Origin of the sequence: Nitrosomonas sp. (genome assembly GCF_040240425.1) — a bacterium.
In the GTDB taxonomy this organism is placed as follows: Bacteria; Pseudomonadota; Gammaproteobacteria; order Burkholderiales; family Nitrosomonadaceae; genus Nitrosomonas.
In genome coordinates this window covers 1-21,709 of record NZ_QPHG01000048.1, presented here as the reverse complement: position 1 = coordinate 21,709, position 21,709 = coordinate 1, and the positions used below count along the sequence as shown (strand labels likewise).

Sequence of the window (21,709 nt, the reverse complement as noted above, 5' to 3'; positions counted from 1 at the left end):
GGTTTGATAAAGCCGCCAGATTTCCTGACGATCCAATAATGTTAAGCGAGTGCGTTTGTGTATGTTCATCTACAGTATTCTCCTGAATACTGTAAACAACGCTAGGAATTCTTACACATAAGTTTTAAAGTTAGTTTTTATTTTCCAGAACGTCTTCTTTAAGTGATTCAGCTTCTTTCTGCATGACATTTTGAAATAATTCGGAACCGATCAACCGATCCAGCCATGCGATCAAATGATGATAGCGAGAGGCATAAAACCAATCCCGATTGACATTGGAAAACTGCCGGATGAATGGGAAGACAGCCATATCGGCCAGTGTATAGCGGCCACATATCAGATAACCATCTTTGCTCAGGCGTATGTCCAGTTCCGCTAGAAACGGTTCGGCTTGTTCGCGGTAATAAGCCTCAGAGTGTTGTGGGAAGCGCACGGCATATTTATACAGGTCGAGCGCCGGTTTAAACGTTTCGTCATTTTGCTTGATCAGTGCTGCGATCTCAGCCGCAACTGTCTGATCGTCATCCAACCAGTGTTCGGGATCATTGATCGAAAGCGCCCACCGCATGATATCCAGACTTTGTTCAAGCACGCTGCCATCGGCGAACTTTAGAACCGGCACGGTGCCTTTCGGTGAGCACTCCAGCATTTCTTTGGGTTTGGCGCGCAGACTGACTTCGTGTTGATCGACTTCAACGCCGCTGATTGTGATCGCCAACCGGGCGCGAATAGCAAAAGGACAACGGCGGAATGTATACAGCAGCGGTTTCATTGTGCGTTCAATAATGTGCGCAGCTAAGCGGTAGCGCGATTTTGTTCCCGGTTCTTTTTGATCAGATCATAGGCTGTCTGCACTTCCTTGGCCTGTTCGGTCGCGACGGCGATCATTTCCTCCGGCACGCCCTGCCCCATCAGTTTATCCGGGTGATATTGACTCATCAATTTGCGGTAAGCGTGTTTGACCTCCTGGTCCGTGCTGTCTTTGCTGACGCCCAATGCCTTATAGGCATCTTCCAGCGCATTGGCCGAGGTGCTTTGCCCTCCGGCAAAGTGCGCTTGATTCATGATCATGTCGAGCAACTGATCGAAGGCGGCCTGGTGATAACCCAGACGTCCGGCAATGGCACGCAGTAGCTCTTCCTCAGCGGAATTCAAATGGCCGTCGGATAATCCCATGATAATGAGATAAACCAGCAGCATTTGCCGCAAATTGGGGGAATAACCGCATGTTTTCAGGAATACATCGAGTTGCGGGCTAATATCATAATCGGCCGAAGCGCCTTGTTTGAACAACGTGATGGCTTTCAACCGGTGATCGCGCGTCATGCGTAATTTCTGCATGAATTGCTCGACATGCGACACTTCGGTTTCGGATACCCTTCCGTCCGCTTTGGCCAGCTTGCCCATCAGAATAAAAACGGTTTCCAGGAAAACCGATTGACGCCGCACGGCATTGAATGGATTCATTCCGCCCGAACCAAAAGCTCTGAACCGGTCGATAAAACTCCCGATAAAATAACCCAGGAAAATGCCCCAAAAACCGAGAAGGAAAAAACCCGCTAAAGCGCCTAGTAATCTAAACAATGAAATTCCAGATAAATCGATAGCAAAAGGCAATTATCGTGAATTGCCGGTTGATAAAATGACTTGAAATCTTGAATGCCCGGTCAAAGTCTAATTTCTTGGAACGATCAGGATTTATTCGTCCATTGCTCAGGCGTTAATGTTTTCATCGACAACGCATGAATATCCTGTTTCATTTTTTCGCCCAGCGATTTGTAGACCAGCTGATGCTGCTGAACTATATTTTTGCCTTGAAATTGCGCACTGACGATCAGTGCTTGAAAATGGCGTCCGTCGTCGCCTTCCACTTGCACGTGTTCACAAGGTAATGCCGATTCAATATAGGTTTTTACATTTTCTGCAGTTAGCATTTCTATTCTCCTTCACGCATGATGAACATGCAAAATCAAACAATCGTTATTTTAGTGCCGCAATTTATATCCGGTTTTGAGCATGCGGATGGTCAGCATGGATATGGCCACCAAGCATATTGCCACAATCAGGAGACTAATATAAGGCGAAATATCCGATACGCCGAAGAAGCCGTAGCGGAATCCATCAATCATGTAAAAAAACGGGTTCAAGTGAGAAAAATACTGCCAACCGGCCGGTAGCGAATGAATAGTGTAAAACACGCCGGACAAAAAAGTCAGCGGTAAAATGATGAAATTCTGGAAAGCCGCTAATTGATCGAATTTGTCCGCCCAGATACCCGCTATCAACCCCAACGCACTCAGTATCGCGCTGCCGAGCACGACAAAAAGTATCGACCAGACTGGTTGCGCGAGGGGAATATCGAAGAAAAACAGCGTGACCCAATAAACCCCGAGTCCGACCAGCAATCCGCGCACGATGGAAGCGATAATATAGGCAAAGAATATGGCGTGATAAGACAATGGCGAGAGCAGGATAAAGACGATATTGCCGCTGATTTTAGATTGAATCATGCTGGACGATGCATTGGCAAAAGCATTCTGAATAACCGCCATCATCACCAATCCAGGGATCAGAAATGCGGTGTACGCCACACCCGGATAAGCTTCTACGTGCGCTTCCAGCACATGAAAGAAAATCAGCAAATACAGTAGCGTGGAAACCATCGGTGCGACAATCGTCTGAAAACCAACTTTCCAGAAACGCAGCAATTCTTTATAGAGCAATGTGAAAAATCCGGTCATGTCACTTTATTTCCGCTGTTTCTCATCATGTTGACGAATACATCCTCCAGATCCGGTTGCTGCAAATGCATTTCCAGTATCTCAATGTGCGCGGATCGCAAAGCCGACAATATCAATTCCACTTGCGCATAGGTATCGATCCGCAATTCAACCATTCCGCCGGTATGACTGAGTTGTAATGTGTGAAGCGCGGCTGGCAGGGTATCAGGCAACAATCTGAGCCGCACCGATTTTCCGGCAGGCAGTTTTCCGATCATATTCTGCGTGCTATCCAGCGCGACAATTTTTCCGTCTTTCAGCATCGCCACCCGGTTACACAACGTTTCCGCTTCATCCAGGTAGTGTGTCGTCAACACAATCGTGTGTCCATTCTGATTGAGCTGGCGGATAAAATCCCATAGCGATTGGCGCAGCTCCACGTCCACACCGGCTGTCGGCTCATCCAGAATAATCACCGGCGGTTTGTGCACCAGCGCTTGCGCAACTAAAACCCGGCGTTTCATACCACCGGACAACGCACGCATGTTGGCGTTGGCTTTGCTGGTCAAATTCAGGCGTTCAATAATTTCATCCACCCAATCGCCATTGTGTTTAATACCGTAATAACCGGACTGGATTAACAAAATTTCACGCACCGTGAAAAAAGGGTCAAAAACCAATTCTTGCGGCACCACACCTAAACTCTGCCGCGCTTGCCGGTATTGTGTAATGACATTATGTCCCATCACGCTGACCGTGCCGCTATCGGCCAGTGTCAAACCGGCGATGATGCTGATCAGCGTGGTTTTACCGGCACCATTAGGACCCAGCAGCGCAAAAAACTCTCCCGCGCGAATCTCAAGATCGATACCGGATAGTGCACACACATCGCCAAAGCGTTTGGAGACGTGCTTAACTTCAATAGCAGGTTGCATCGAATAAAGAAATCAAAAGGAGAGCAATTCGGAACTTCAGGATTGGCAAAACAGCATCCGGTCAGGAAGCGTTTTGCACGGGAACTGGATTGACCGCGAGCGGAATTAATTCCGCAACCCCATATAATTGGATCAGGCTTTTAAGGCTCTCGGGCATATTGATAAATTGCAGCACATGGCTGTTTTTACGCGTCGCACGCTGCCATTCCAGCAATATACTGACGATCGTTGAATCCACTTCGGTCACTTGATCGAGATCGATCGTCAGCGGTTGATCGTCGAACAGCGCAATACCGCTTTTCGTCAGCATCACCGCATGATCGATCGTGACAGCACCCTGCACGATCACGGTGTTGCCATCACGAAAAATCATCGGAATCGAAGGACTCAATTGATTTCCCGCCGTTACTATTTTTTACCTTCCAGGGATTTGTTTTTATCCGTTAAGACTTTCAGCAATCCCTCGACACCGCCTTTACGAACCTGGCTGTTAAAACTTCCACGATAATTGGTCACCAGACTGACACCGGCGACCGTCACATCATAGACTTTCCATCCATCCGGTTTTTTCTCCATGCTATAGTCAATCGGCAATGGCTCTTTTCCATTCCCTTGAATGACTACAGTCCGGACTGTGGTTTCTGTTTTATCACTCAGTTGCTTGACCGGATTGACTTTAATCGTTTCGTGACTATGACTGTTCAACGCATTGGAATAGGTACGCACTAACAATGTACGGAATTCATTCACCAGTTTTTGTTGTTGTTCCGGCGCTGCTGTCGACCAGTGTTGTCCCATCGCGAGCTGAGTCATACGGCTAAAATTGAAGTGCGGCAGTATTTTGGTCTCGATCAGATCGAGCATTTTTTCCTTATTGCCATTTTTCAATTCTTCATCTTTCTGAATAATCTCCATCACTTCCTTGACCGTTTTGTCGACCAGACGGTCAGGGGCCAGTTCCGCTGACCATGCCGGGAACGCCAATAAACTCGCGAGTGTTATTATCATTATTCCAAGAAATTTCTTCATCATGCCCTCACCAAAATTTTTAGTCATAGTTACAATACTAAACCAACAACCGCAAAATTAACAAATATCCATCCAGATCACAAAGAGTCGTCTTCCGTCGCTTTATTGAATAAGAAACGTCCGATCAATTCTTCCAGTACCATGGCTGAGTTAGTTTTTATGATTTTATCGCCATCTTTCAGCATGGCCTCGTCCCCGCCCGCAGCCAATCCAATATACTGCTCACCCAGCAAACCCGAAGTCAAAATACTGGCAAATGTATCTTTAGGAAATAGAAACCGGCTGTCCATGCTCATGGTAACCACCGCATCATATGTTTGCGTGCTGAATTGAATATCCGTGACGCGTCCGACCACAACGCCTGCGCTCTTCACCGGCGCACGCACTTTCAGACCGCCGATATTTTCAAAATTTCCACTAATGACATAGCTTTGAGAAGGATTATACACATTGAGATTGCCCACTTTCAGGCTCAGGATCATGAGCGCGATGACGCCCATGACCACAAACAATCCCACCCACAAATCCATCGTTGTCCGCTGCATTAACTCACCCCTCTAAACATGAAAGCGGTCAAAATAAAATCCAATCCCAAAATCACCAATGACGACGTAACCACGGTACGCGTTGTCGCGCCCGATACGCCCTCCGCCGTCGGCGGTGCATCGTAACCTTCAAAAACCGCAATGGCCGTCACTGCCACACCAAAAAAACAACTCTTAATAAAACCGTTCATGATATCAAAGCGGAAATCCACCGCGCTTTGCATTTGCGACCAGTAAGAACCTTCGTCCACGCCAATGAAGACCACAGTCACGAGATAACCGCCAAAAACACCCATGACGGAAAAAATGGCCGCCAGAAACGGCATCGAAATCACGCCTGACCAGAAGCGCGGCGCCACCACACGCGCAATCGGATCAACCGCCATCATGCCCATCGCCGCCAGTTGTTCGGTTGCTTTCATCAAACCGATCTCTGCGGTGATCGCGGAACCTGCGCGGCTTGCAAACAACAATGCAGCGACGACCGGACCCAATTCGCGCACCAACGACAATGCCACCAACGTGCCGACCGCAGATTCCGAACCGTATTTTTGCAACGTTTCGTAACCTTGCAACCCAAGCACCATGCCGACAAAGAGTCCTGACACGACAATAATGATCAGCGATAACACGCCGGTGAAATACAGTTCCCGTATGACGAGATTGAAACGGCGCAGGCTGGTGCCGGATTTTAACAGTACCAGGATGAAAAAGCGGCTGGCGATGCCTAACCGCCAGACACTTTCAATCACGCGATGCCCGATATGTTGAATACCGGATACGATACGTCTAGGCAAGAGCATTCTCCAGATTCAAATCCTTGCGGTAGGATTGCGCCGGATAATGGAACGGCACCGGCCCATCCTCTTCACCATGCACAAACTGATGGACAAAAGGTGCAACAGATTCGCGCACTTCTTTCGGTGTGCCTTCGGCAGCAATCACACCATCCGCAATAAAGTACACATAATCAACAATTTTCAGTGACTCCTGCACATCATGAGTAACCACAATCGAAGTCATACCGAGCGCATCCGTCAAACGGCGGATCAGATTGCCGATCACGCTCAGCGAAATCGGATCCAATCCGGTGAACGGCTCGTCGTACATAATCAGCATCGGATCCAGTGCGATCGAACGCGCCAACGCGACGCGGCGTGCCATACCACCGGACAATGCATTAGGCATCAAATGTTGCGCGCCGCGCAAACCCACGGCGTGCAGTTTCATCAGCACCAAGTCACGGATCATCGATTCCGGCAAATTGGTATGCTCGCGCATCTGAAACGCCACATTGTCAAACACCGACAAATCGGTAAATAACGCGCCGAACTGGAACAACATGCCCATTTTGCGGCGCAATTTGAACAAAGCATCGCGATCCAATTCATGCACCACTTTTCCGGCAAATTTCACATAGCCCGAAGTCGGTTGAATTGTGCCGCCAATCAATCTGAGTAGCGTAGTTTTTCCCGATCCGCTGCCACCCATGATGGCGATCACCTTTCCGCGCTGCATCGTCATGTCGATACCTTTCAGAATCGCGCGCGTATCGTAGGAAAAATTCAATCCGCTGATTTCAATTAAATTTTCAGATGTCATGCTGGACAGTTAAATAAACAAGGGGAAATCCGGAAATGGTCGTTATTGGAATGATTGAATCGATTGTTGGTGCTGAAAAAATCCGACTTGTATTGGTTAAATTTTCACTTAATTTTGTCAGGGGCAATTTTAATCCACTTTCCTCAAGAATATTGCGCTATATTAGATTTTGCCGGGCGATTTTTATGTTTTTTGAAACTCTGCTCGTTAGTAGATTGCGTGGATTACAAAATTCCTGCTACTGCGATAGAGAAAATACAATACAGTTTTTACCTGATGATCCAGATACTTAAATCGTATTCAGCCTAAATCACTCATGTTCCGCAGCAAATCGATCCGACTGCTTTTTCTGCTTTTCAGTCTCGCTGCAACCGTAGCACCGGCAAGCGAAATTTACCGCAGTATCGACGCACAAGGACGTGTCACTTATTCCGACACCCCATCGGCCAATGCCCAACCGGTCAAAATTATCGGTCAGCCCAGCCGCCAATTGTATCAAGTCGCCCGGGTGTACGATGGCGATACGATCATTCTGGAAAACAGGAAACAAGTCCGTCTATTGGGGGTCAACACACCGGAAATCGAAAGCCGTCATCGCAGCGAAGAACCGGGCGGAATTGCCGCAAAAAAATGGCTGCAGAATCAGTTGCGGGAAGGCCAGGTTTATCTGGAATTTGATGAAGTCAGGCGAGATAAGTACAAGCGTCTGTTGGCGCATGTATTTTTGCCAAATGGCAAACACGTGAATCTGGCTTTATTGGAAAACGGCTTGGCTGCGATCAGCATTATCCCGCCTAATGGCCGTTATAGCGACAAACTGATCCAGGCACAGCAGTATGCCGAAAAACAAAAGCTGGGCATATGGTCAATGCCGGATTACCAATCCCGCCCCATCACCGAAATCGCCAATTACACCAAAGGCTGGCAGCGATTTACCGGAACCCCGGTGGCGATCAGAAAAAGCCGTAAATTTACCCGCTTGCTCTTTAACGACAAAGTCGACATCCGCGTCGCCAACAGTAATCTCAAGTTATTTCCCGAGCTTGCAACATACGTGGGAAAACCGCTGGAAATCCGCGGCTGGGTATCACGCAACAAAGATCATTACACCATGCTGATTCAGCATCCGAGCGCGCTAATCGCGCGGTAATGCTGTGCGTTTAAACTCAATATGTTCTGGCTTTCGGCGGAAAAGACTCGACCGTAATCGGCTTCAGCCGCACCGGTTTGTAATCCAACCGATTACCTTCGCTGAAAAACAACGTATGTTTTAACCATTTGACGTCATCGCGTCCGGGAAAATCGTCACGAGCATGCGCGCCGCGGCTTTCGCTCCGGGCTTCGGCGGAAATCATGGTGGCGATCGCGACTTCTTTCAGATTATCTAACTCCAGCGCTTCGATTCGCGCGGTATTAAACACTGCGCTTTTGTCCTTAACTTCCGTTTGCCCCACACGCTGACCGACTTCCAGAATTTTTTCCACGCCCTTTTGCAGCATGTCTTCAAAGCGAAACACGCCGCAGTAGGTTTGCATCGTCTTTGCAAGCGCGGCATGGACTTGCGCGACATTCTCGCCGTCTTTCTGATTTTCCAAGCGCGTCAGGCGATTCAAAGTCCTATCCGCGGCATTCTCCGGCAATGGCTTGTGGTGCGGATGAATTTTCAAGTCTTCAATAATCTGATTGGCTGCGGCACGGCCGAAGACGACAAGGTCAAGCAATGAATTGGTACCCAAGCGGTTGGCGCCGTGCACCGATACGCAAGCACACTCGCCGACGGCGTAAAATCCCGATACGACTTCTTCCGGGCCAGTTTTATACGGTGCCACCACTTGCCCGAAATAATTGGTCGGTATGCCGCCCATCATGTAGTGCGCGGTCGGTACAACCGGAATCGGTTCGTTGATTGGATCGACATGCGCAAATTTCATCGCCAGTTCACGGATGCCGGGCAAGCGGGTTTTGATGATTTCCGCACCCAGATGATCCAATTTCAACAGCAAATGATCGCTTTCTTCGCCACAACCGCGCCCATCCTTCATTTCCGTCGTCATGGCACGCGACACCACATCGCGGCTGGCCAGATCCTTGGCATGGGGGGCATAGCGTTCCATGAAACGTTCGCCTTCCTTGTTCAGCAAATAACCGCCTTCCCCGCGTACGGCCTCGCTGATCAAAACACCCACGCCGTAAACACCGGTCGGGTGGAATTGCCAAAATTCCATGTCCTCCAGCGGAATTCCGGCGCGTGCCGCCATCCCTAAACCATCACCGGTATTGATCAAGGCGTTGGTGCTGGCTTGAAAAATCCGCCCGCCACCGCCGGTGGCAAACAAAGTGGCCCGGGCTTGCAGGATCGAAACCTCACCGGTTTCCATTTCCAGCGCGGTGACGCCCAGCACGTCGCCTTGCTCGTCACGAATCAAATCCAATGCCATCCATTCGACAAAGAACTGGGTATTGGCGCTGACATTGCGTTGATACAGCGTGTGCAATAGCGCATGACCGGTACGATCCGCCGCCGCACAAGAACGCGTTGCTTGCGCGCCGCCGAAATTTTGTGATTGTCCACCGAATGGGCGTTGATAAATCTTGCCGTTTTCCAGCCGGTCGAACGGCATACCGAAATGCTCCAGCTCATACACGACTTCATTGGCCTGACGGCACATGAATTCGATGGCATCCTGATCGCCCAGGTAATCGGAGCCTTTGACGGTATCGTACATGTGCCAATGCCAATGGTCTTCCGTCACATTTCCCAGCGCTGCGGCAATTCCACCTTGCGCCGAAACGGTATGCGAACGAGTGGGGAAAACCTTGGATAGCACCGCCACTTTCAACCCGGCTTCGGATAACTGCAACGCCGCGCGCATTCCGGCACCGCCCGCACCCACGATGACCACATCAAATTTTCTTTTGGTTATTGCCACATCAACTCCACAATATTTCCGTAGCCCATATCAGATAAAACAGCAAAGCGGTGATGACGGCAATTTGCACTGTCAGGCGGATCGCCGTGGCATGCACATAGTCCATCAAAATATTACGCATGCCGACCCAGGCATGCCAGAACAGACAAATGAAAAATACCAAAGTGGCGATGCGCAGCCATTGATGACTGAATACAGCTTTCCAAGCGGCATAATCCTGCGGTGCGGCAATCAGCAAGACTGCGGTCAGCACGATGAGATAAATCACCATCAGCACCGCTGTCACACGTTGCGCCAGCCAATCCTTCAGGCCATAGTGCGCGCCAGTCACGGCCAGTCTCGACGGCCTCACCATAGCTGCCACCCGATCAGTGCCGTCAACAGAAATCCGGCCGCCAGCACCAGCTTGCTGCTGGTACGCGCTTGCGCCAATACTATACCGATTTGCAGATCCAGTAAGACATGGCGGATACCGGCGCACAGATGGTGCAGGAAAAACCACAAGGGGAGCAACAGTGCAAGTTTAATCATCGGATTACGCAGATAATCCTGTAAAACTTCAAAGCTTTGCGATGATTGCAATAGCATCTGCAAACCGCACAGCAATAAGGGAATACCGGGAAAAAACAGCAAAGCACCACTGATGCGATGCAGAATGGAAACCACCGCCGGCAGCGGTTGCTTGATCTTGAGCAGATTCAGATGCTTGGGGCGTTTATGATGTAATTTTGCTTCCATGCGGAGAAATTCTACAGTAGAAAATGCTATCGCCAAAACCCGGCTAAAACGCTAAAAATTGCAACCAAGTGTATTCTGTTACGCTGCCCGATACAAGCCATAACTTGAGGGAATACGCAAAACCCGGCCGCAAGCAACCGGGTTTTCAAGCCCAACAGAATGATTGATAGCTACTTACTGCGCGCGCCGCCCATCCAGGCTGTATCCCCCTGCGCCATGCACAGCCAGCAGTATGAATCCGCCGGTTATCGCGATATTCTTCAGGAACATGATCATCTGCATTTGATCCGATAAATTGCTGTGAAAAATTGCCGCAGCGGCCAACGTAAACGCAGCCAACGCAATCGACACCCATCGGGTTTGCCATCCCGCCACAATCGCCAGGCCGCCGCCTATCTCAAGGGCTATCACCAGCGGTAGCAGCATGCCCGGCACACCCATCGCTTCCATATAACCTTGCGTACCTTCATAACCGCTGATTTTGAAAAAGCCGGATAATAAAAAAATTTGCCCCAGAAAGACACGCGCAACGAATTGACTGATTTTTTCCATGATGATCTCCTTAAAATTGTTTATTGATTACGTTTAATCCATGCACGATCGCGCACAAAATTGTTGGACTGAAAATCTTGCATCGCCTGATCGATTTGTTCCCGGGTATTCATGACAAACGGACCATACCGCGCCACCGGTTCACCAATCGGCCTGCCGCTGACAACCAGCAGGCGCGCGCCCTTTTTTCCGGCAACGAAGTCGAATGAACCCTTATCCGCACCCAATGGCACCCACGAATGTAGCGGCACACGTTGTTCGCCCAATTGCCCATCGCCTTCAAAGACATAGAGAAAGCTATTATTCCCGGCTGGCAGGCGGTGTTGAAAATGCTTGCCGGGCTGCACCTGCACATCGTAATAAGACACCCCGGTCAGCTCATCCGTAATCGGCGCGTTCGTATCGGCAAAGCGGCCGATTAAAACTTTCACCGTATAATCCTGCATTTTCACCACGGGAAAAGCTTCCGCAGGATATTCCTGATATTCCGGGTGATCCATCTTATGCGCTGCGGGCAGGTTGATCCACAGCTGGAATCCGCGCATCAAGCCATTCTTCTGCTTCGGCATTTCTGAATGAATGATGCCACTGGCCGCTTTCATCCATTGCGCGGAACCGGGTCCGAGATCACCGCTATTGCCCATGTTGTCCTGATGCTCCATATGACCGTCGATCATATAGGTAAACGTCGTAAATCCGCGATGCGGATGAGACGGAAAACCTGCCTTATAATCTTCCGGCTTATCGCTGCTGATGTGATCCAACAACAAAAACGGATCGTAATCGCGCAACACCGGGGATCCAATCGTGCGGTATACGGTCACACCGGCGCCTTCCGGTACGGCCACTGCCGGGATTATTCGTACAGAATTCACTGCTGTATCCATGACTTTCTCCTTTATTGTGATTCATCGTTGTAATCGGTTGACAGGGAGCATTATCATCGTTGTTATAATAAGAATAAATAACCATAATAAGAAATGATTGTTCTGTTATTAACAACAATGAGACATTCTGATGGATCGATATGAGAATATGAACGCCTTCGTGCGCGTCGTCGAAGCGGGCGGCATCAGCGCCGCTGCCGATCGCATGGATGTAGCGAAATCGGTGGTTAGCCGCCGCTTGAAAGAATTGGAAGAACACCTCGGCGTGGAATTGTTTCACCGCACCACCCGGCAAATGAATCTGACCGATAGCGGACGTGCTTTTTATCAGCAATCGGTGCGCATTCTGGCCGATATTCTCGAAGCCGAGCACGCCACCTCGCAATTTCATGGTGCATTAAAAGGCAGTCTGAAAGTAGCGGTGCCACTGAGCTTTGGTTTGATGCACCTGGGACCCGCCATCAACGAGTTCTTGCAAACCCATCCGGAAATCGAATTCGATCTGGATTTTAACGACCGGCATGTGGATTTACTGGCCGATGGTTTTGACCTTGCCATCCGCATCGCCAGCTTGCCCGATTCAAGCCTGATTGCGCGCCGCCTGGCTCCCATTCAAGCCGTCATGTGCGCAAGCCCGGCTTACCTCGAACGCATGGGCGAACCGGAATCGCCGGAAGCACTCATCAAACACCGCTGCCTGGTGTATAACCTGATCAGCAACATCGACAACTGGAACATCTACGATGCCGCAGGCCAATTGATCAAAACCCGCATCACGCCTTACCTGAAAGCCAGCAATGGCGAATTTCTTCGCGATGCCGCCGTCAACGGATTGGGCATCGTGCTGATGCCGTCCTTTATCGTATACCGGGAAATCGAGCGCGGCGCACTGGTGCCGCTATTGACGGAATATCGCCACTCGCAACTTGCCGCATACGCTATTTATCCGCAAACCCGCCATCTCTCGCAACGCGTCAGGGCATTCGTCGATTTTCTGGTTAAGCGGTTTGAAGGAATGCCTTATTGGGACAGGTGCTTGAAAAATTTTAAAAACATTTCTTGACCCATCCCGAGTGGCATTGGGAATATTAGCCCCAGTGCGGTGCGATGATAGCACTTAGAATCGATGCGTAATCAGGCGGTAGAATGGTTTCTCCCAAGTCAGGTAAAGCGAAATCTGCCATCGCGTTGACCATATCATCCACCTGCCAATCTCGTAACGTCAGACCATCGGAGGTTTTAAACCGCTCGATGTGATTAGCGGATCCGAGGTACCAGTCGTCGATCACTACTTTATCCAATGTTCCTATAACACTTGCCTCCAGATTATTACCTGCTCGCTGAAACCATATCTGATCCACACTAATGCCGGGGAGGAATCGCACGGTATCGAAATTACCCGGCGCAGAGTCATGGTCGATCAAAGTATCCATGCCATAATTCCGTCCAAAGATATAGACATCGTTACCGCTTCCACCGATTAGAATATCGGCACCTTCCTTACCATTGAGACGATCACTACCGGATTCACCTTGCAATATATTGCCGGCACTATTGCCGGTTAAAACATTGTCCAATTCATTACCCGTTCCATTAATCGCTGCACTACCGGTCAGGACAAGGTCTTCAATATTCGCACCTAATGTGAAACTGATACTCGATCTGACTTTATCGATTCCCTCAGCACTTAACTCGATGATCGAATCGCCGATGTTATCGACCACATAGAAATCATTGCCGCTGCCGCCGATTAGCACATCATTCCCTTCTTTGCCATCCAGTTTGTCATTGCCCGACAGTCCGGTGAGCGTATTGCTGGCGCTATTACCAGTCAAATCATTATCTAATACATTCCCCGTTCCTCCGGTTACACTGGTACCGATAAGATGGAGATTTTCAACATTGGCGCCCAGTGTGTAAGAAACCAGAGAACGAATGGTGTCGGTGCCTTCATCAAGGCTCTCGATAGCAATGTCCAGCGCACTATTGACTGTATAAACATCATCACCCGTTCCACCCATCATGATATCGTTACCCGCACCGCCATTAAGACGATCATTACCGGCACCGCCAGTCAAACTATCGTTACCGCCCAAACCATTGAGTATGTCATTGCCGTTACTGCCAATCAACATGTCAGCGCCCGATGTGCCGTTGCTCGTCAGCCCCAAGTCACTAATATCGATATCGAAAGTATCCGCAGCGATCAGATTACCGGTATCTTTTGCGCTTACCTGCACGCTCAATAGACCGGTGGAATCAGGCGTACCGCTGAATGTCAGTGACTCCGGGTCAAAATCGAGCCATGACGGCAAGGCGCTGCCATCAGCTAATGCCGCGCTGAAGGTGAGCATGTCGCTATCATCCGGATCGGCAAATGTATCCGGAGCCACGGTGTAACTGAAGATATTTCCCTTGGTTGCTTTTTGATCGGGAAGAGCAATGGATAACTCGGGCGCTCTGTTGCTCTCCAGTTTTGTTTTAATTGTTGCCGGATCCCAGATGACGCCGTCTTCGTTAAACCGGATCTGTTCGACAGAAAATGGATTAACGCCTTCATTTTCCAGGTAATTGCGGATTGTAAGAGTATCCGAGGTGCCTATCAGGGCCAGTATCAAGTCATTGCCGGAACGACTGACGCGCACTTGGTCCGGTGTAATACCATCATCAAACAACACCGAATCGATCTTTCCAGGGGTCGTGTCCTCACTGTCGATCATATCCTGACCGGAATCTTTACCGAACAAATAGGTGTCACTTCCCGTTCCGCCCGTGAGGATATCGTTGCCTGCGCCACCATTTAGAATGTCGTCACCGTCACCACTTGCCAACGTATCGTTGCCGCCTTCACCATAAATCACATCATTTCCGTTGCTGCCGGCGATGTGATTATTCATTTCCTGCGGATTAATTATGAGTGCGGAACCGGCCAGCGCGATCAATTCCGGTATAGTCAGTTCTGAACCGTCACCAAACTGTACACGTTCCAATCCCATGCCGGGCAGATCGGTCGAATTCGGCAGTACGATTTCAACGCCGCCGCCCGTCCATGACAGAACGATCGTAGCGTGTGTGGTTTGGCTGTAAAGTGTCGCAATAGCGCTCGGATCATCACTTTCATAGCGAACGGCACGTACTCCTTCAACTACCCGTTGCCCCGGTGTGACGGCAATATCGCCCGAATGAATACCTGTCAGACGCAATACATCCTGCGCAACCGGTTTCGCTTCCAGCGTGTCATTCAAGTGTGAGCTAACACCGTCCCTGTCTCCGTTGCTTCCGATTTGCCACAGCTGCGTCCCCGTATCCCAAATCGTGTCCAAACCGGATTCTCCTACAAACATGACGTAGGTATCCTGACTGAACTTACCATCGAGAAAATCATCCCCATCACCACCCGCCAAGATATCCCGGGCATAGTTACCATACAACGTATCGTTACCGGTGTTTCCATAAAGAAATCCGCCGATATTCGGCGCGACATCGGTGAAGTAATACATTTCATTATTTAACGCGATTTTTCCCGATGCATAGAGCGTATCGTCACCACCGCCACCGTCGATCAAGGAAATTTCACTGGCCGAGGCAATATCGCTTTGCCCGTATCCATCGTTATATTGATAACCGTTACCGTATTTATAACCTATGATGACATTATCGCTGTCACCGCCTTGAATGCGCTCGACCTGCGTGTTGATGGTTGTTGTGGTTTGCCAATAATTGCGAAGCTCACCGGATGTTGACGATGTTGCGGCTTGACCACCGGTGATGAAACCGACGAGTACGCCGTTATCGTAAACCAGTACCAGTCCCTCGGTGCTGGTACCTGTCGCACCCAATTCTTTTAGTAGCCGTCCCCATTCGGCAATCGGAATAAACTTCCGTTCGGAGGATAGATTCGTCTCCGGAGTATTAGGAAGCGAGGCATTGATCAGATCGGTTGTCGTGCTGGAATCATCGGAACTGTCCGATTGCCGCTGGATGACAGCGGTATCGGCGGCGGTATCCAGTAACGCAAAATGTTGCAGCACAATTTCTGTTTCAGAGACAGCCACCGATTCAGCACGGTAAGTTGCATCGTCTATTCGCGCATAAGTGCCAAAATCCGCTTGAAAGCGGCTGTTCAACAAATCATTGACCCATTGCGCACGCGCGGTATCCAGGAAATCCGCTTGTAATTGCGTAATATCGGTATCGGATTCAGACGCCGTGAGCCAGTCGGTGATATTGATTACTGCTCCGTTTTCTTCACGAATGGTCCAAATATGCGGTGACACAAAATAATCCTGCAACGTTAACGCCGCACCGCCACCGTGCAATGTCAGGACCAAATCATTGCCTATCCGCTCGTGCCGCAGATCGGCCAGCGCCGCGCCCTCCGTCAGAGCTACGATGCTCATGCCATCGGCCACTTCCACTGCCACATCGTTTCCCGCCGACATCCAGCCGAAAAGATAAGTATCGGTACCCTCGCCGCCGATGAGTATGTCGTCTCCCGCGCTACCGTCGAGCGTGTCGTCGCCTGCATTGCCTTCCATGCGGTCATCCGCAATCGTACCCAGCAAATTATCATCGCTCGATGTTCCGCCGAGAATGCTCTCGGCCAGCGCACCGACCTCACTGGCATTCAGCAACGAATGATCGCTGAACCGCAGCGCTGAAATATTTGGTCCTTGGTTAAACCAGCTTTCAAACAGCATGCTGTCTTGCGTATCTCCAATACGCATCAGCAAACTGCCGTCCGCCAATGCAAAAAAACGCAGATCGCTTGCGGCAATACCGGTACCCAGTTGAACTTCATCGCCAACTGCGTCTTCGCTGGCCGTCGCGGTAATCGTATCGGCACCGTCACCGCGATTGAAAGTATAAATATCCATGCCACCACCCCCGGTATAGCGATCGGCACCGGCACCGCCTTGCAATGTATCATTGCCGATTTGACCAAATAGCGCATCATTCCCCGTTCCACCGGTAATCAAATCATCGCCGGTATCGCCTAACAGGAAATCGTCACCGCCATAACCTTTGAGAGTATCGTTGTTGATGCCGCCCTGAATGAAATCCGCGCCTGCACCGCCGTAGGCTTGTACCACCGGTTGTCCGGAGTCAACCGTAATGGACAACAAGTCCAACACGACCGCCTCACGCAAGTTCTCGCTGACCCAAGTCTCCAAGCTGATTGAATTGTTGCCATGATCAAATTGGATTTGTGCAGCCATGCCATAAAGCGCATTGCGCAGATCAAGTGCTCCGCCATTTCCCAAGGAGACGCGCAATACGCCGGGATCACCGAGCCATGTCACAGCCGATGGTGTATTCGACAATTTCGCGCCGGAATTTGCCGCTGCATCGCTCAACTTGGCCAGCGCACCCGCGGGTATTCCGCTGCTACCGGCGTCGGCCAGCATAATGATATTGTTTCCTTCCAGATCGTTGATCAAATCACCTTCTTCAACGCCAAGATAAGTGTCATCACCCGCTCCGCCATATAACTCATCATTTCCGGTTCCACCAACCAGCGTGTCCTTGCCCCCTCCACCAATAAGCCGATCTGCGTCTGCCCCCCCATCCAAAAAATCATCGCCCTGATAGGGCGACGAAACTCCTCTGTCATCGCCGACAAGCACATCCATGCCCGCGCCACCAGCAAGATAATCGGAACCTCCACCGCCCGTCAGCGCATCATTGCCGCTGCCGCCATTTAAAAAATCGTTACCATGTAAGGATGCATCCAATCTCTCTGGAGAATTATCCCCTTGCAATACATCATCGCCATTCTGCCCAAGAATGGTATCGCTACCCGCTTCCCCAAAAATAACATCACTATCGGCACCGCCGTCAATCGAATCGTTACCGCCTCCCGCAAAAATCCAGTCTTTCCCGCTACCGCTCGTGATAACGTCATCACCCCCGGCAGCCATGGCAACCTCCGCGGGTGACGTGCCGAAGTTATATTTCCGAGTGTAGGTGGTAACATTATCCTTGCTGCTGGTTGAACGGTTGATTTTCCAATCCCTGTCGAAGGATTCGATGTTGAGGTCACCCTCAATCATGTCGTCTCCACCCAGCCCGAGTAAAATATCTTTGCCTATACCTCCCATCAAGATGTCATTGCCGTCATTGCCTACGAGCGTATCGTTGCCTGCGCCGCCATCGAGCAAATCGCCTTTTTCACCGCTTCCGGTCTGAGTGTTGCTCAATGCATAGGCGGCATCCAAGGTATACTCGGTTTCCGCGTAAAGCCTATCGTTATTCTTTTGCCCCCGGATGATGTCGCTATCGGTACCGCCCAGCATTACATCATCACCATCGCCACCCGACAGAATGTCCTCGCCCGCTCCGCCTTCGATACGATCTCTGCCATCCTTACCGTCGACCTCGTCATTACCGCCGAGGCTGCGAATATGATCGTTCTCGGCGCTGCCATATAAAAAATCCTCGCGATCCGGCGCTTCTTCAGAACCGACGACAATGTTGTCGAGCTCATCGTAATCAATCGGCTTCTCTGGTTTCAAATCGCCTACGATAATTCGATCCAATACCGGTGCATCGTTGGGCGCATTATCACCAAGGGTAATACCCAGCTTGCCATCGCTCCAATTTTTTATCCGAACCCTAGCACTGCCGGAAGATCCGACAAAACTGACGAACAAGTCATAGGTGCCATTTTCTTGAGCCGCGAGGAGATAGACCAAATCGTTTCTCTGATCCATCCAGGTATCGCCGCTTCTTATCCAATCCTTGCTATCGGTCACACCGCTTCTGCCTTGCACAATCACCGCGCCGAATTGAACGGCACCGATTCCGTCGGTATCCAGCACGGTATCGGTGCCGTCGCCAGGGTTGACGATATAAGTATCCGAGCCCGCGCCACCTTCCAAGTAATCATTGCCTTCCAGCCCCTTCAGCGTGTCATCTCCCCCACCGCCGTATAAATGATCCTCAACAGCGGAAGCGGCCGGATTGTCCGCATCCTCACCGCCGAAGAAATATCGCGGCGTGTTCCCCGACAATTCGCCTTGTGAAATCTTGTAACCCGAGGTTACGTCTTCAAAATAATCATTGATATTTTGATAGCTATGATTACTTGAACTAAATGAGACTGCGGAATCCAGTGGATTCTTATCTTCGATGTTGAACCAATTTTTACGTGTCAACATCGCCATGCGATCGACCAGATAGGATGAAGTCAACGTGCCCGTGCCGCTATCCGGGTTGAAGAGATCCAGTTCACCGTTTGTGTTGAAAACACCGTAATTAATCTTTTCTCCTTCCAGGATAAAAGGATTCAGTGCGAGCAACGCAAAGCGGGTTGCCAGACCACCCTGATCATTGCTTTCGATCTTGCTGATGATCGCGCTGGCGGATAGATCAGATAGCAGCGTCAACTGAACTTTGCCTGCTAATTCCTTAAACTGGTCACTCTTTTGTAATGCATAGAGATTCTCATAAAACTTGTCGCGATTGCCCGTTTCCGTCTTCTGATTTTCACCGAGCGCAATCTTGCCATTCTCGGGATTCAGCAAAATGACGCGCAACGCATCGACGGCGGATTCCAGCGTTTTGCTGTTGGATGCTCCACTGACATCCTTGGTCGAACCGAAAGCATCGATGAGTTTGTTAAGTTGTTCCTGATTCAGGCTGGGAGCCAATTGGGAATAAACCGAATAGGTAGCTAAAGCATCGGTTAATACCTGCTGACTGTGGTTCCGTGCGCCAGGAGGATTGCTTATGTCCGGAGCCATTTGGTCTTCAATGATGATGTCGATCGGGGGAGCGGCGTCGAAACCCAGACCTGAAATTGGACTGATACCGGTTGCCGCTTCGATATTGCTGATTTTGGATTGATCGTATAAGGAAGAAATTCCAAGAAAATTCAGAACCGCATAAGCTGCTGCATGGGAGCCTGTAAAACCACCCACACCCGGAGCGTTGAATAGGTACGCATGCGAAATATGATCGGCAAACACGGGCTCCGCGACCAGCCCTGCCGCCAGAAAACCACCTAAGCTGTGGCCCGTGACGGTAAAACTTTGTGGAAGTATTCCATTCTCGATCCATTCGGCAACTTTAAGCTTGAGGCTGATATATTGCGGTTGCAACGTCGTATCACCCAGCCAGGTGATATTAATCAGATCCGTCAATAGATCCCTTAAATCACCTTCTTCTGTACCACGTATGGCGAGAAATGTTTCTCCAGTTGTATCTGTGGCAAAAATTGTTGCTGAAAGACCGGTGGCATCGAAGTAACGGTCTACTACATGGTAAGTGGAAGCAAATTTAATGGCTTGAGATTCTGACAAACCTTCACCACCATCTTGTAGGGTGCTAATAAATTGACCTAGTTGCATACCTTGATCCAAGTCACTGTATGCAGCCAATGCCAATTCAGCCTGTTTGGAACTGTCACTAATCATCATTTACCTCTCTTACAAAAACTAAAGCCTCCAGTCCTAAAGATGACGATGGACAACTAAACGATGATCCGTGCCAAGGACCGGGCATATCTCCACCTCCTCTTGTATATTGCGTAAATTCTCCCATTACCTTTCCATCTTTGGTACGAACAATTTTGACATTGATTCGCATCAGCCTCGGATTGCCAATAATGATATAATTACTTTTATAATCAACATAGTATTCATCTGTTGATTTCATGTATTCTTTAGTTTGAATTTTTATTCTTCCATACTGATCAAATCTTTCCGCCGGCAACTTCACCGTTTCATACACCTTGATTCCACCATCTGTAGCACACAGCCGTTTGACTTCCCTATCCAGCCGGTCTTTTTCCGTAAAAAAGGTGGCATATACGATCAATGATGCAAACAAAAATAAAACGATTTTTTTCATATAGCAGGCCTCTATTGGCATCGGGTAATAACCTTCACAAAATCCCGCTCTTACAGCAGCAAGTTACAGTCAAAGCAGAATTTAACGGGTATTGTTTATTGATTCTTTATTCCAAGTTTGGAATTTCAACACAGCGACACACAAAAAAATTTTCTTTTGCAAGTTGATTTGGGGTTCACAAAATGACACGGAACGCATCAACATGCGGATTCCAGGGTTTCACTATTGGATGCTCCAATGACATCCTTGGTCGAACCGAAAGCATCCATCAGTTTGTTGAGTTGCGCCTGCTCCAGATTGAACGCCAATTGTGAATAAACGGTATAGACGGCTAAAGCATCGGTTAGTACTTGCTGGCTGTGGTTGCGCGCGCTGGTAGAATCGCTGATATTCGATGCCATTTGATCTTCAATGATGATGTCAATCGGAGGAGCGGCGTCGAAATCCAGACCTAAAATTGGACTGACACCGGTTGCCGCCTCGATATTACTGATTTTAGATTGATCATATGCTTCGGCAAAATTTATCCGACCCAGCACGGTATTTATGGAAGGTCCTAGAAAACCACCCAGTCCTGGTGTGTTGTAGAGATAAGCATGTGAAACATTACTGGCGAAGTCAGGATCGTTAACAAGACCCGTTGCCAGAAAACCACCCATGCTATGCCCGGTAACAGTGAATGTCGGAGAAAGTGTGCCGTTTCCCAGCCACTCAGTAACCTTGGTTTTAAGACTATTATATTGAGGATACAGTTGCGTACTGCCAAACAACATGATGTCAAAAACCCTAGTTGCAAAATCTCTGATATGTAAGAATTCCTAGCGTTGTTTACAGTATTCAGGAGAATACTGTAGATGAACATACACAAACGCACTCGCTTAACATTATTGGATCGTCAGGAAATCTGGCAGCTTTATC

Annotated in this window: 20 protein-coding genes; 2 read left to right on the top strand and 18 right to left on the bottom strand. The window is 49.4% G+C overall.

Annotation, left to right across the window (positions count from 1 at the left end):
* Positions 1-130 precede the first annotated feature (130 nt).
* The 10 genes from DU481_RS14080 to DU481_RS14035 all read right to left on the bottom strand — a co-directional run bounded on the left by DU481_RS14080 (position 131) and on the right by DU481_RS14035 (position 6,831).
* Positions 131-772, bottom strand: a complete 642-nt coding sequence (locus tag DU481_RS14080; RefSeq protein WP_292667614.1) for a glutathione S-transferase — start codon at positions 770-772, stop codon at positions 131-133.
* 23 nt (positions 773-795) lie between these two features.
* On the bottom strand, positions 796-1,584 hold the full coding sequence (djlA, locus tag DU481_RS14075; RefSeq protein ID WP_350135543.1) for a co-chaperone DjlA: 789 nt from the start codon (positions 1,582-1,584) through the stop codon (positions 796-798).
* Positions 1,585-1,691: 107 nt separating this feature from the next.
* The gene (locus DU481_RS14070) at positions 1,692-1,934 is read right to left on the bottom strand and encodes a BolA family protein (RefSeq protein ID WP_350135541.1); all 243 of its coding nucleotides are present in this window, start codon (positions 1,932-1,934) and stop codon (positions 1,692-1,694) included.
* Between the two features lie 51 nt (positions 1,935-1,985).
* On the bottom strand, positions 1,986-2,741 hold the full coding sequence (locus DU481_RS14065) for an ABC transporter permease (RefSeq protein WP_090319768.1): 756 nt from the start codon (positions 2,739-2,741) through the stop codon (positions 1,986-1,988).
* Positions 2,738-3,655 carry an ABC transporter ATP-binding protein gene (locus tag DU481_RS14060; RefSeq protein ID WP_350135539.1) on the bottom strand — a complete coding sequence of 306 codons (918 nt, stop codon included), beginning with the start codon at positions 3,653-3,655 and terminating at the stop codon, positions 2,738-2,740. Before DU481_RS14060 ends, DU481_RS14065 begins: the two co-directional genes overlap by 4 nt.
* A 61-nt stretch (positions 3,656-3,716) precedes the next feature.
* Positions 3,717-4,046 carry an STAS domain-containing protein gene (locus DU481_RS14055; RefSeq protein ID WP_350135537.1) on the bottom strand — a complete coding sequence of 110 codons (330 nt, stop codon included), beginning with the start codon at positions 4,044-4,046 and terminating at the stop codon, positions 3,717-3,719.
* Between the two features lie 17 nt (positions 4,047-4,063).
* Positions 4,064-4,684: an MlaC/ttg2D family ABC transporter substrate-binding protein gene (locus DU481_RS14050; RefSeq protein WP_502889974.1), complete on the bottom strand. Its 621-nt coding sequence runs from the start codon at positions 4,682-4,684 to the stop codon at positions 4,064-4,066.
* Positions 4,685-4,761: 77 nt separating this feature from the next.
* Entirely contained in the window at positions 4,762-5,229 is a 468-nt protein-coding gene (gene mlaD, locus DU481_RS14045; protein WP_090319776.1) for an outer membrane lipid asymmetry maintenance protein MlaD, read from the bottom strand.
* Positions 5,229-6,026, bottom strand: a complete 798-nt coding sequence (gene mlaE / locus DU481_RS14040; protein WP_090319779.1) for a lipid asymmetry maintenance ABC transporter permease subunit MlaE — start codon at positions 6,024-6,026, stop codon at positions 5,229-5,231. Before mlaE ends, mlaD begins: the two co-directional genes overlap by 1 nt.
* Positions 6,019-6,831 carry an ABC transporter ATP-binding protein gene (locus DU481_RS14035; protein ID WP_107804452.1) on the bottom strand — a complete coding sequence of 271 codons (813 nt, stop codon included), beginning with the start codon at positions 6,829-6,831 and terminating at the stop codon, positions 6,019-6,021. The genes mlaE and DU481_RS14035 overlap by 8 nt, the downstream gene beginning before the upstream one ends.
* Before the next feature lie 316 nt (positions 6,832-7,147).
* On the opposite strand from DU481_RS14035, the gene DU481_RS14030 reads away from it, so the two are divergent.
* Complete coding sequence (locus DU481_RS14030) at positions 7,148-7,981, top strand: thermonuclease family protein (protein ID WP_350135533.1); 834 nt, start codon at positions 7,148-7,150, stop codon at positions 7,979-7,981.
* Positions 7,982-7,997: 16 nt separating this feature from the next.
* On the opposite strand, the gene sdhA is transcribed toward DU481_RS14030, so the two are convergent.
* The 5 genes from sdhA to DU481_RS14005 form a co-directional block, all read right to left on the bottom strand.
* Positions 7,998-9,761 (bottom strand): succinate dehydrogenase flavoprotein subunit, encoded by a 1,764-nt coding sequence (gene sdhA / locus DU481_RS14025; protein ID WP_350135531.1) that lies wholly within the window; start codon positions 9,759-9,761, stop codon positions 7,998-8,000.
* Position 9,762: 1 nt separating this feature from the next.
* Positions 9,763-10,116 carry a succinate dehydrogenase, hydrophobic membrane anchor protein gene (sdhD, locus tag DU481_RS14020; protein WP_350135529.1) on the bottom strand — a complete coding sequence of 118 codons (354 nt, stop codon included), beginning with the start codon at positions 10,114-10,116 and terminating at the stop codon, positions 9,763-9,765.
* Positions 10,110-10,499 carry a succinate dehydrogenase, cytochrome b556 subunit gene (sdhC, locus tag DU481_RS14015; protein WP_350135527.1) on the bottom strand — a complete coding sequence of 130 codons (390 nt, stop codon included), beginning with the start codon at positions 10,497-10,499 and terminating at the stop codon, positions 10,110-10,112. The genes sdhD and sdhC overlap by 7 nt, the downstream gene beginning before the upstream one ends.
* 174 nt (positions 10,500-10,673) lie before the next feature.
* Positions 10,674-11,051 carry a DoxX family protein gene (locus DU481_RS14010; RefSeq protein WP_090319795.1) on the bottom strand — a complete coding sequence of 126 codons (378 nt, stop codon included), beginning with the start codon at positions 11,049-11,051 and terminating at the stop codon, positions 10,674-10,676.
* Positions 11,052-11,071: 20 nt separating this feature from the next.
* On the bottom strand, positions 11,072-11,938 hold the full coding sequence (locus DU481_RS14005) for a pirin family protein (RefSeq protein WP_350135525.1): 867 nt from the start codon (positions 11,936-11,938) through the stop codon (positions 11,072-11,074).
* A 130-nt stretch (positions 11,939-12,068) separates the two neighbouring features.
* On the opposite strand from DU481_RS14005, the gene DU481_RS14000 reads away from it, so the two are divergent.
* On the top strand, positions 12,069-13,001 hold the full coding sequence (locus tag DU481_RS14000; protein WP_350135523.1) for a LysR family transcriptional regulator: 933 nt from the start codon (positions 12,069-12,071) through the stop codon (positions 12,999-13,001).
* A gap of 25 nt (positions 13,002-13,026) precedes the next feature.
* Here DU481_RS14000 and DU481_RS13995 read toward each other — a convergent pair whose 3' ends face one another.
* The 3 genes from DU481_RS13995 to DU481_RS13985 all read right to left on the bottom strand — a co-directional run bounded on the left by DU481_RS13995 (position 13,027) and on the right by DU481_RS13985 (position 21,564).
* Entirely contained in the window at positions 13,027-20,358 is a 7,332-nt protein-coding gene (locus DU481_RS13995) for a calcium-binding protein (RefSeq protein WP_350135521.1), read from the bottom strand.
* On the bottom strand, positions 20,348-20,791 hold the full coding sequence (locus DU481_RS13990; protein WP_350135519.1) for a hypothetical protein: 444 nt from the start codon (positions 20,789-20,791) through the stop codon (positions 20,348-20,350). The genes DU481_RS13995 and DU481_RS13990 overlap by 11 nt, the downstream gene beginning before the upstream one ends.
* 197 nt (positions 20,792-20,988) lie before the next feature.
* Positions 20,989-21,564, bottom strand: a complete 576-nt coding sequence (locus tag DU481_RS13985; RefSeq protein ID WP_350135517.1) for a hypothetical protein — start codon at positions 21,562-21,564, stop codon at positions 20,989-20,991.
* Positions 21,565-21,709 lie beyond the last annotated feature (145 nt).

Coding starts and splice junctions, on each gene's coding strand:
- mlaD (WP_090319776.1), bottom strand. CDS start 5,229: ATGCAGCGGACAACGATGGATTTGTGGGTGGGATTGTTTGTGGTCATG.
- sdhD (WP_350135529.1), bottom strand. CDS start 10,116: ATGGTGAGGCCGTCGAGACTGGCCGTGACTGGCGCGCACTATGGCCTG.
- DU481_RS14030 (WP_350135533.1), top strand. CDS start 7,148: ATGTTCCGCAGCAAATCGATCCGACTGCTTTTTCTGCTTTTCAGTCTC.
- DU481_RS13990 (WP_350135519.1), bottom strand. CDS start 20,791: ATGAAAAAAATCGTTTTATTTTTGTTTGCATCATTGATCGTATATGCC.
- DU481_RS14080 (WP_292667614.1), bottom strand. CDS start 772: ATGAAACCGCTGCTGTATACATTCCGCCGTTGTCCTTTTGCTATTCGC.
- DU481_RS14050 (WP_502889974.1), bottom strand. CDS start 4,684: ATGAAGAAATTTCTTGGAATAATGATAATAACACTCGCGAGTTTATTG.
- DU481_RS13995 (WP_350135521.1), bottom strand. CDS start 20,358: ATGATGATTAGTGACAGTTCCAAACAGGCTGAATTGGCATTGGCTGCA.
- sdhC (WP_350135527.1), bottom strand. CDS start 10,499: ATGGAAGCAAAATTACATCATAAACGCCCCAAGCATCTGAATCTGCTC.
- DU481_RS14035 (WP_107804452.1), bottom strand. CDS start 6,831: ATGACATCTGAAAATTTAATTGAAATCAGCGGATTGAATTTTTCCTAC.
- DU481_RS14065 (WP_090319768.1), bottom strand. CDS start 2,741: ATGACCGGATTTTTCACATTGCTCTATAAAGAATTGCTGCGTTTCTGG.
- DU481_RS14060 (WP_350135539.1), bottom strand. CDS start 3,655: ATGCAACCTGCTATTGAAGTTAAGCACGTCTCCAAACGCTTTGGCGAT.
- DU481_RS14000 (WP_350135523.1), top strand. CDS start 12,069: ATGGATCGATATGAGAATATGAACGCCTTCGTGCGCGTCGTCGAAGCG.
- DU481_RS14070 (WP_350135541.1), bottom strand. CDS start 1,934: ATGCTAACTGCAGAAAATGTAAAAACCTATATTGAATCGGCATTACCT.
- DU481_RS14005 (WP_350135525.1), bottom strand. CDS start 11,938: ATGGATACAGCAGTGAATTCTGTACGAATAATCCCGGCAGTGGCCGTA.
- DU481_RS14010 (WP_090319795.1), bottom strand. CDS start 11,051: ATGGAAAAAATCAGTCAATTCGTTGCGCGTGTCTTTCTGGGGCAAATT.
- DU481_RS13985 (WP_350135517.1), bottom strand. CDS start 21,564: ATGTTGTTTGGCAGTACGCAACTGTATCCTCAATATAATAGTCTTAAA.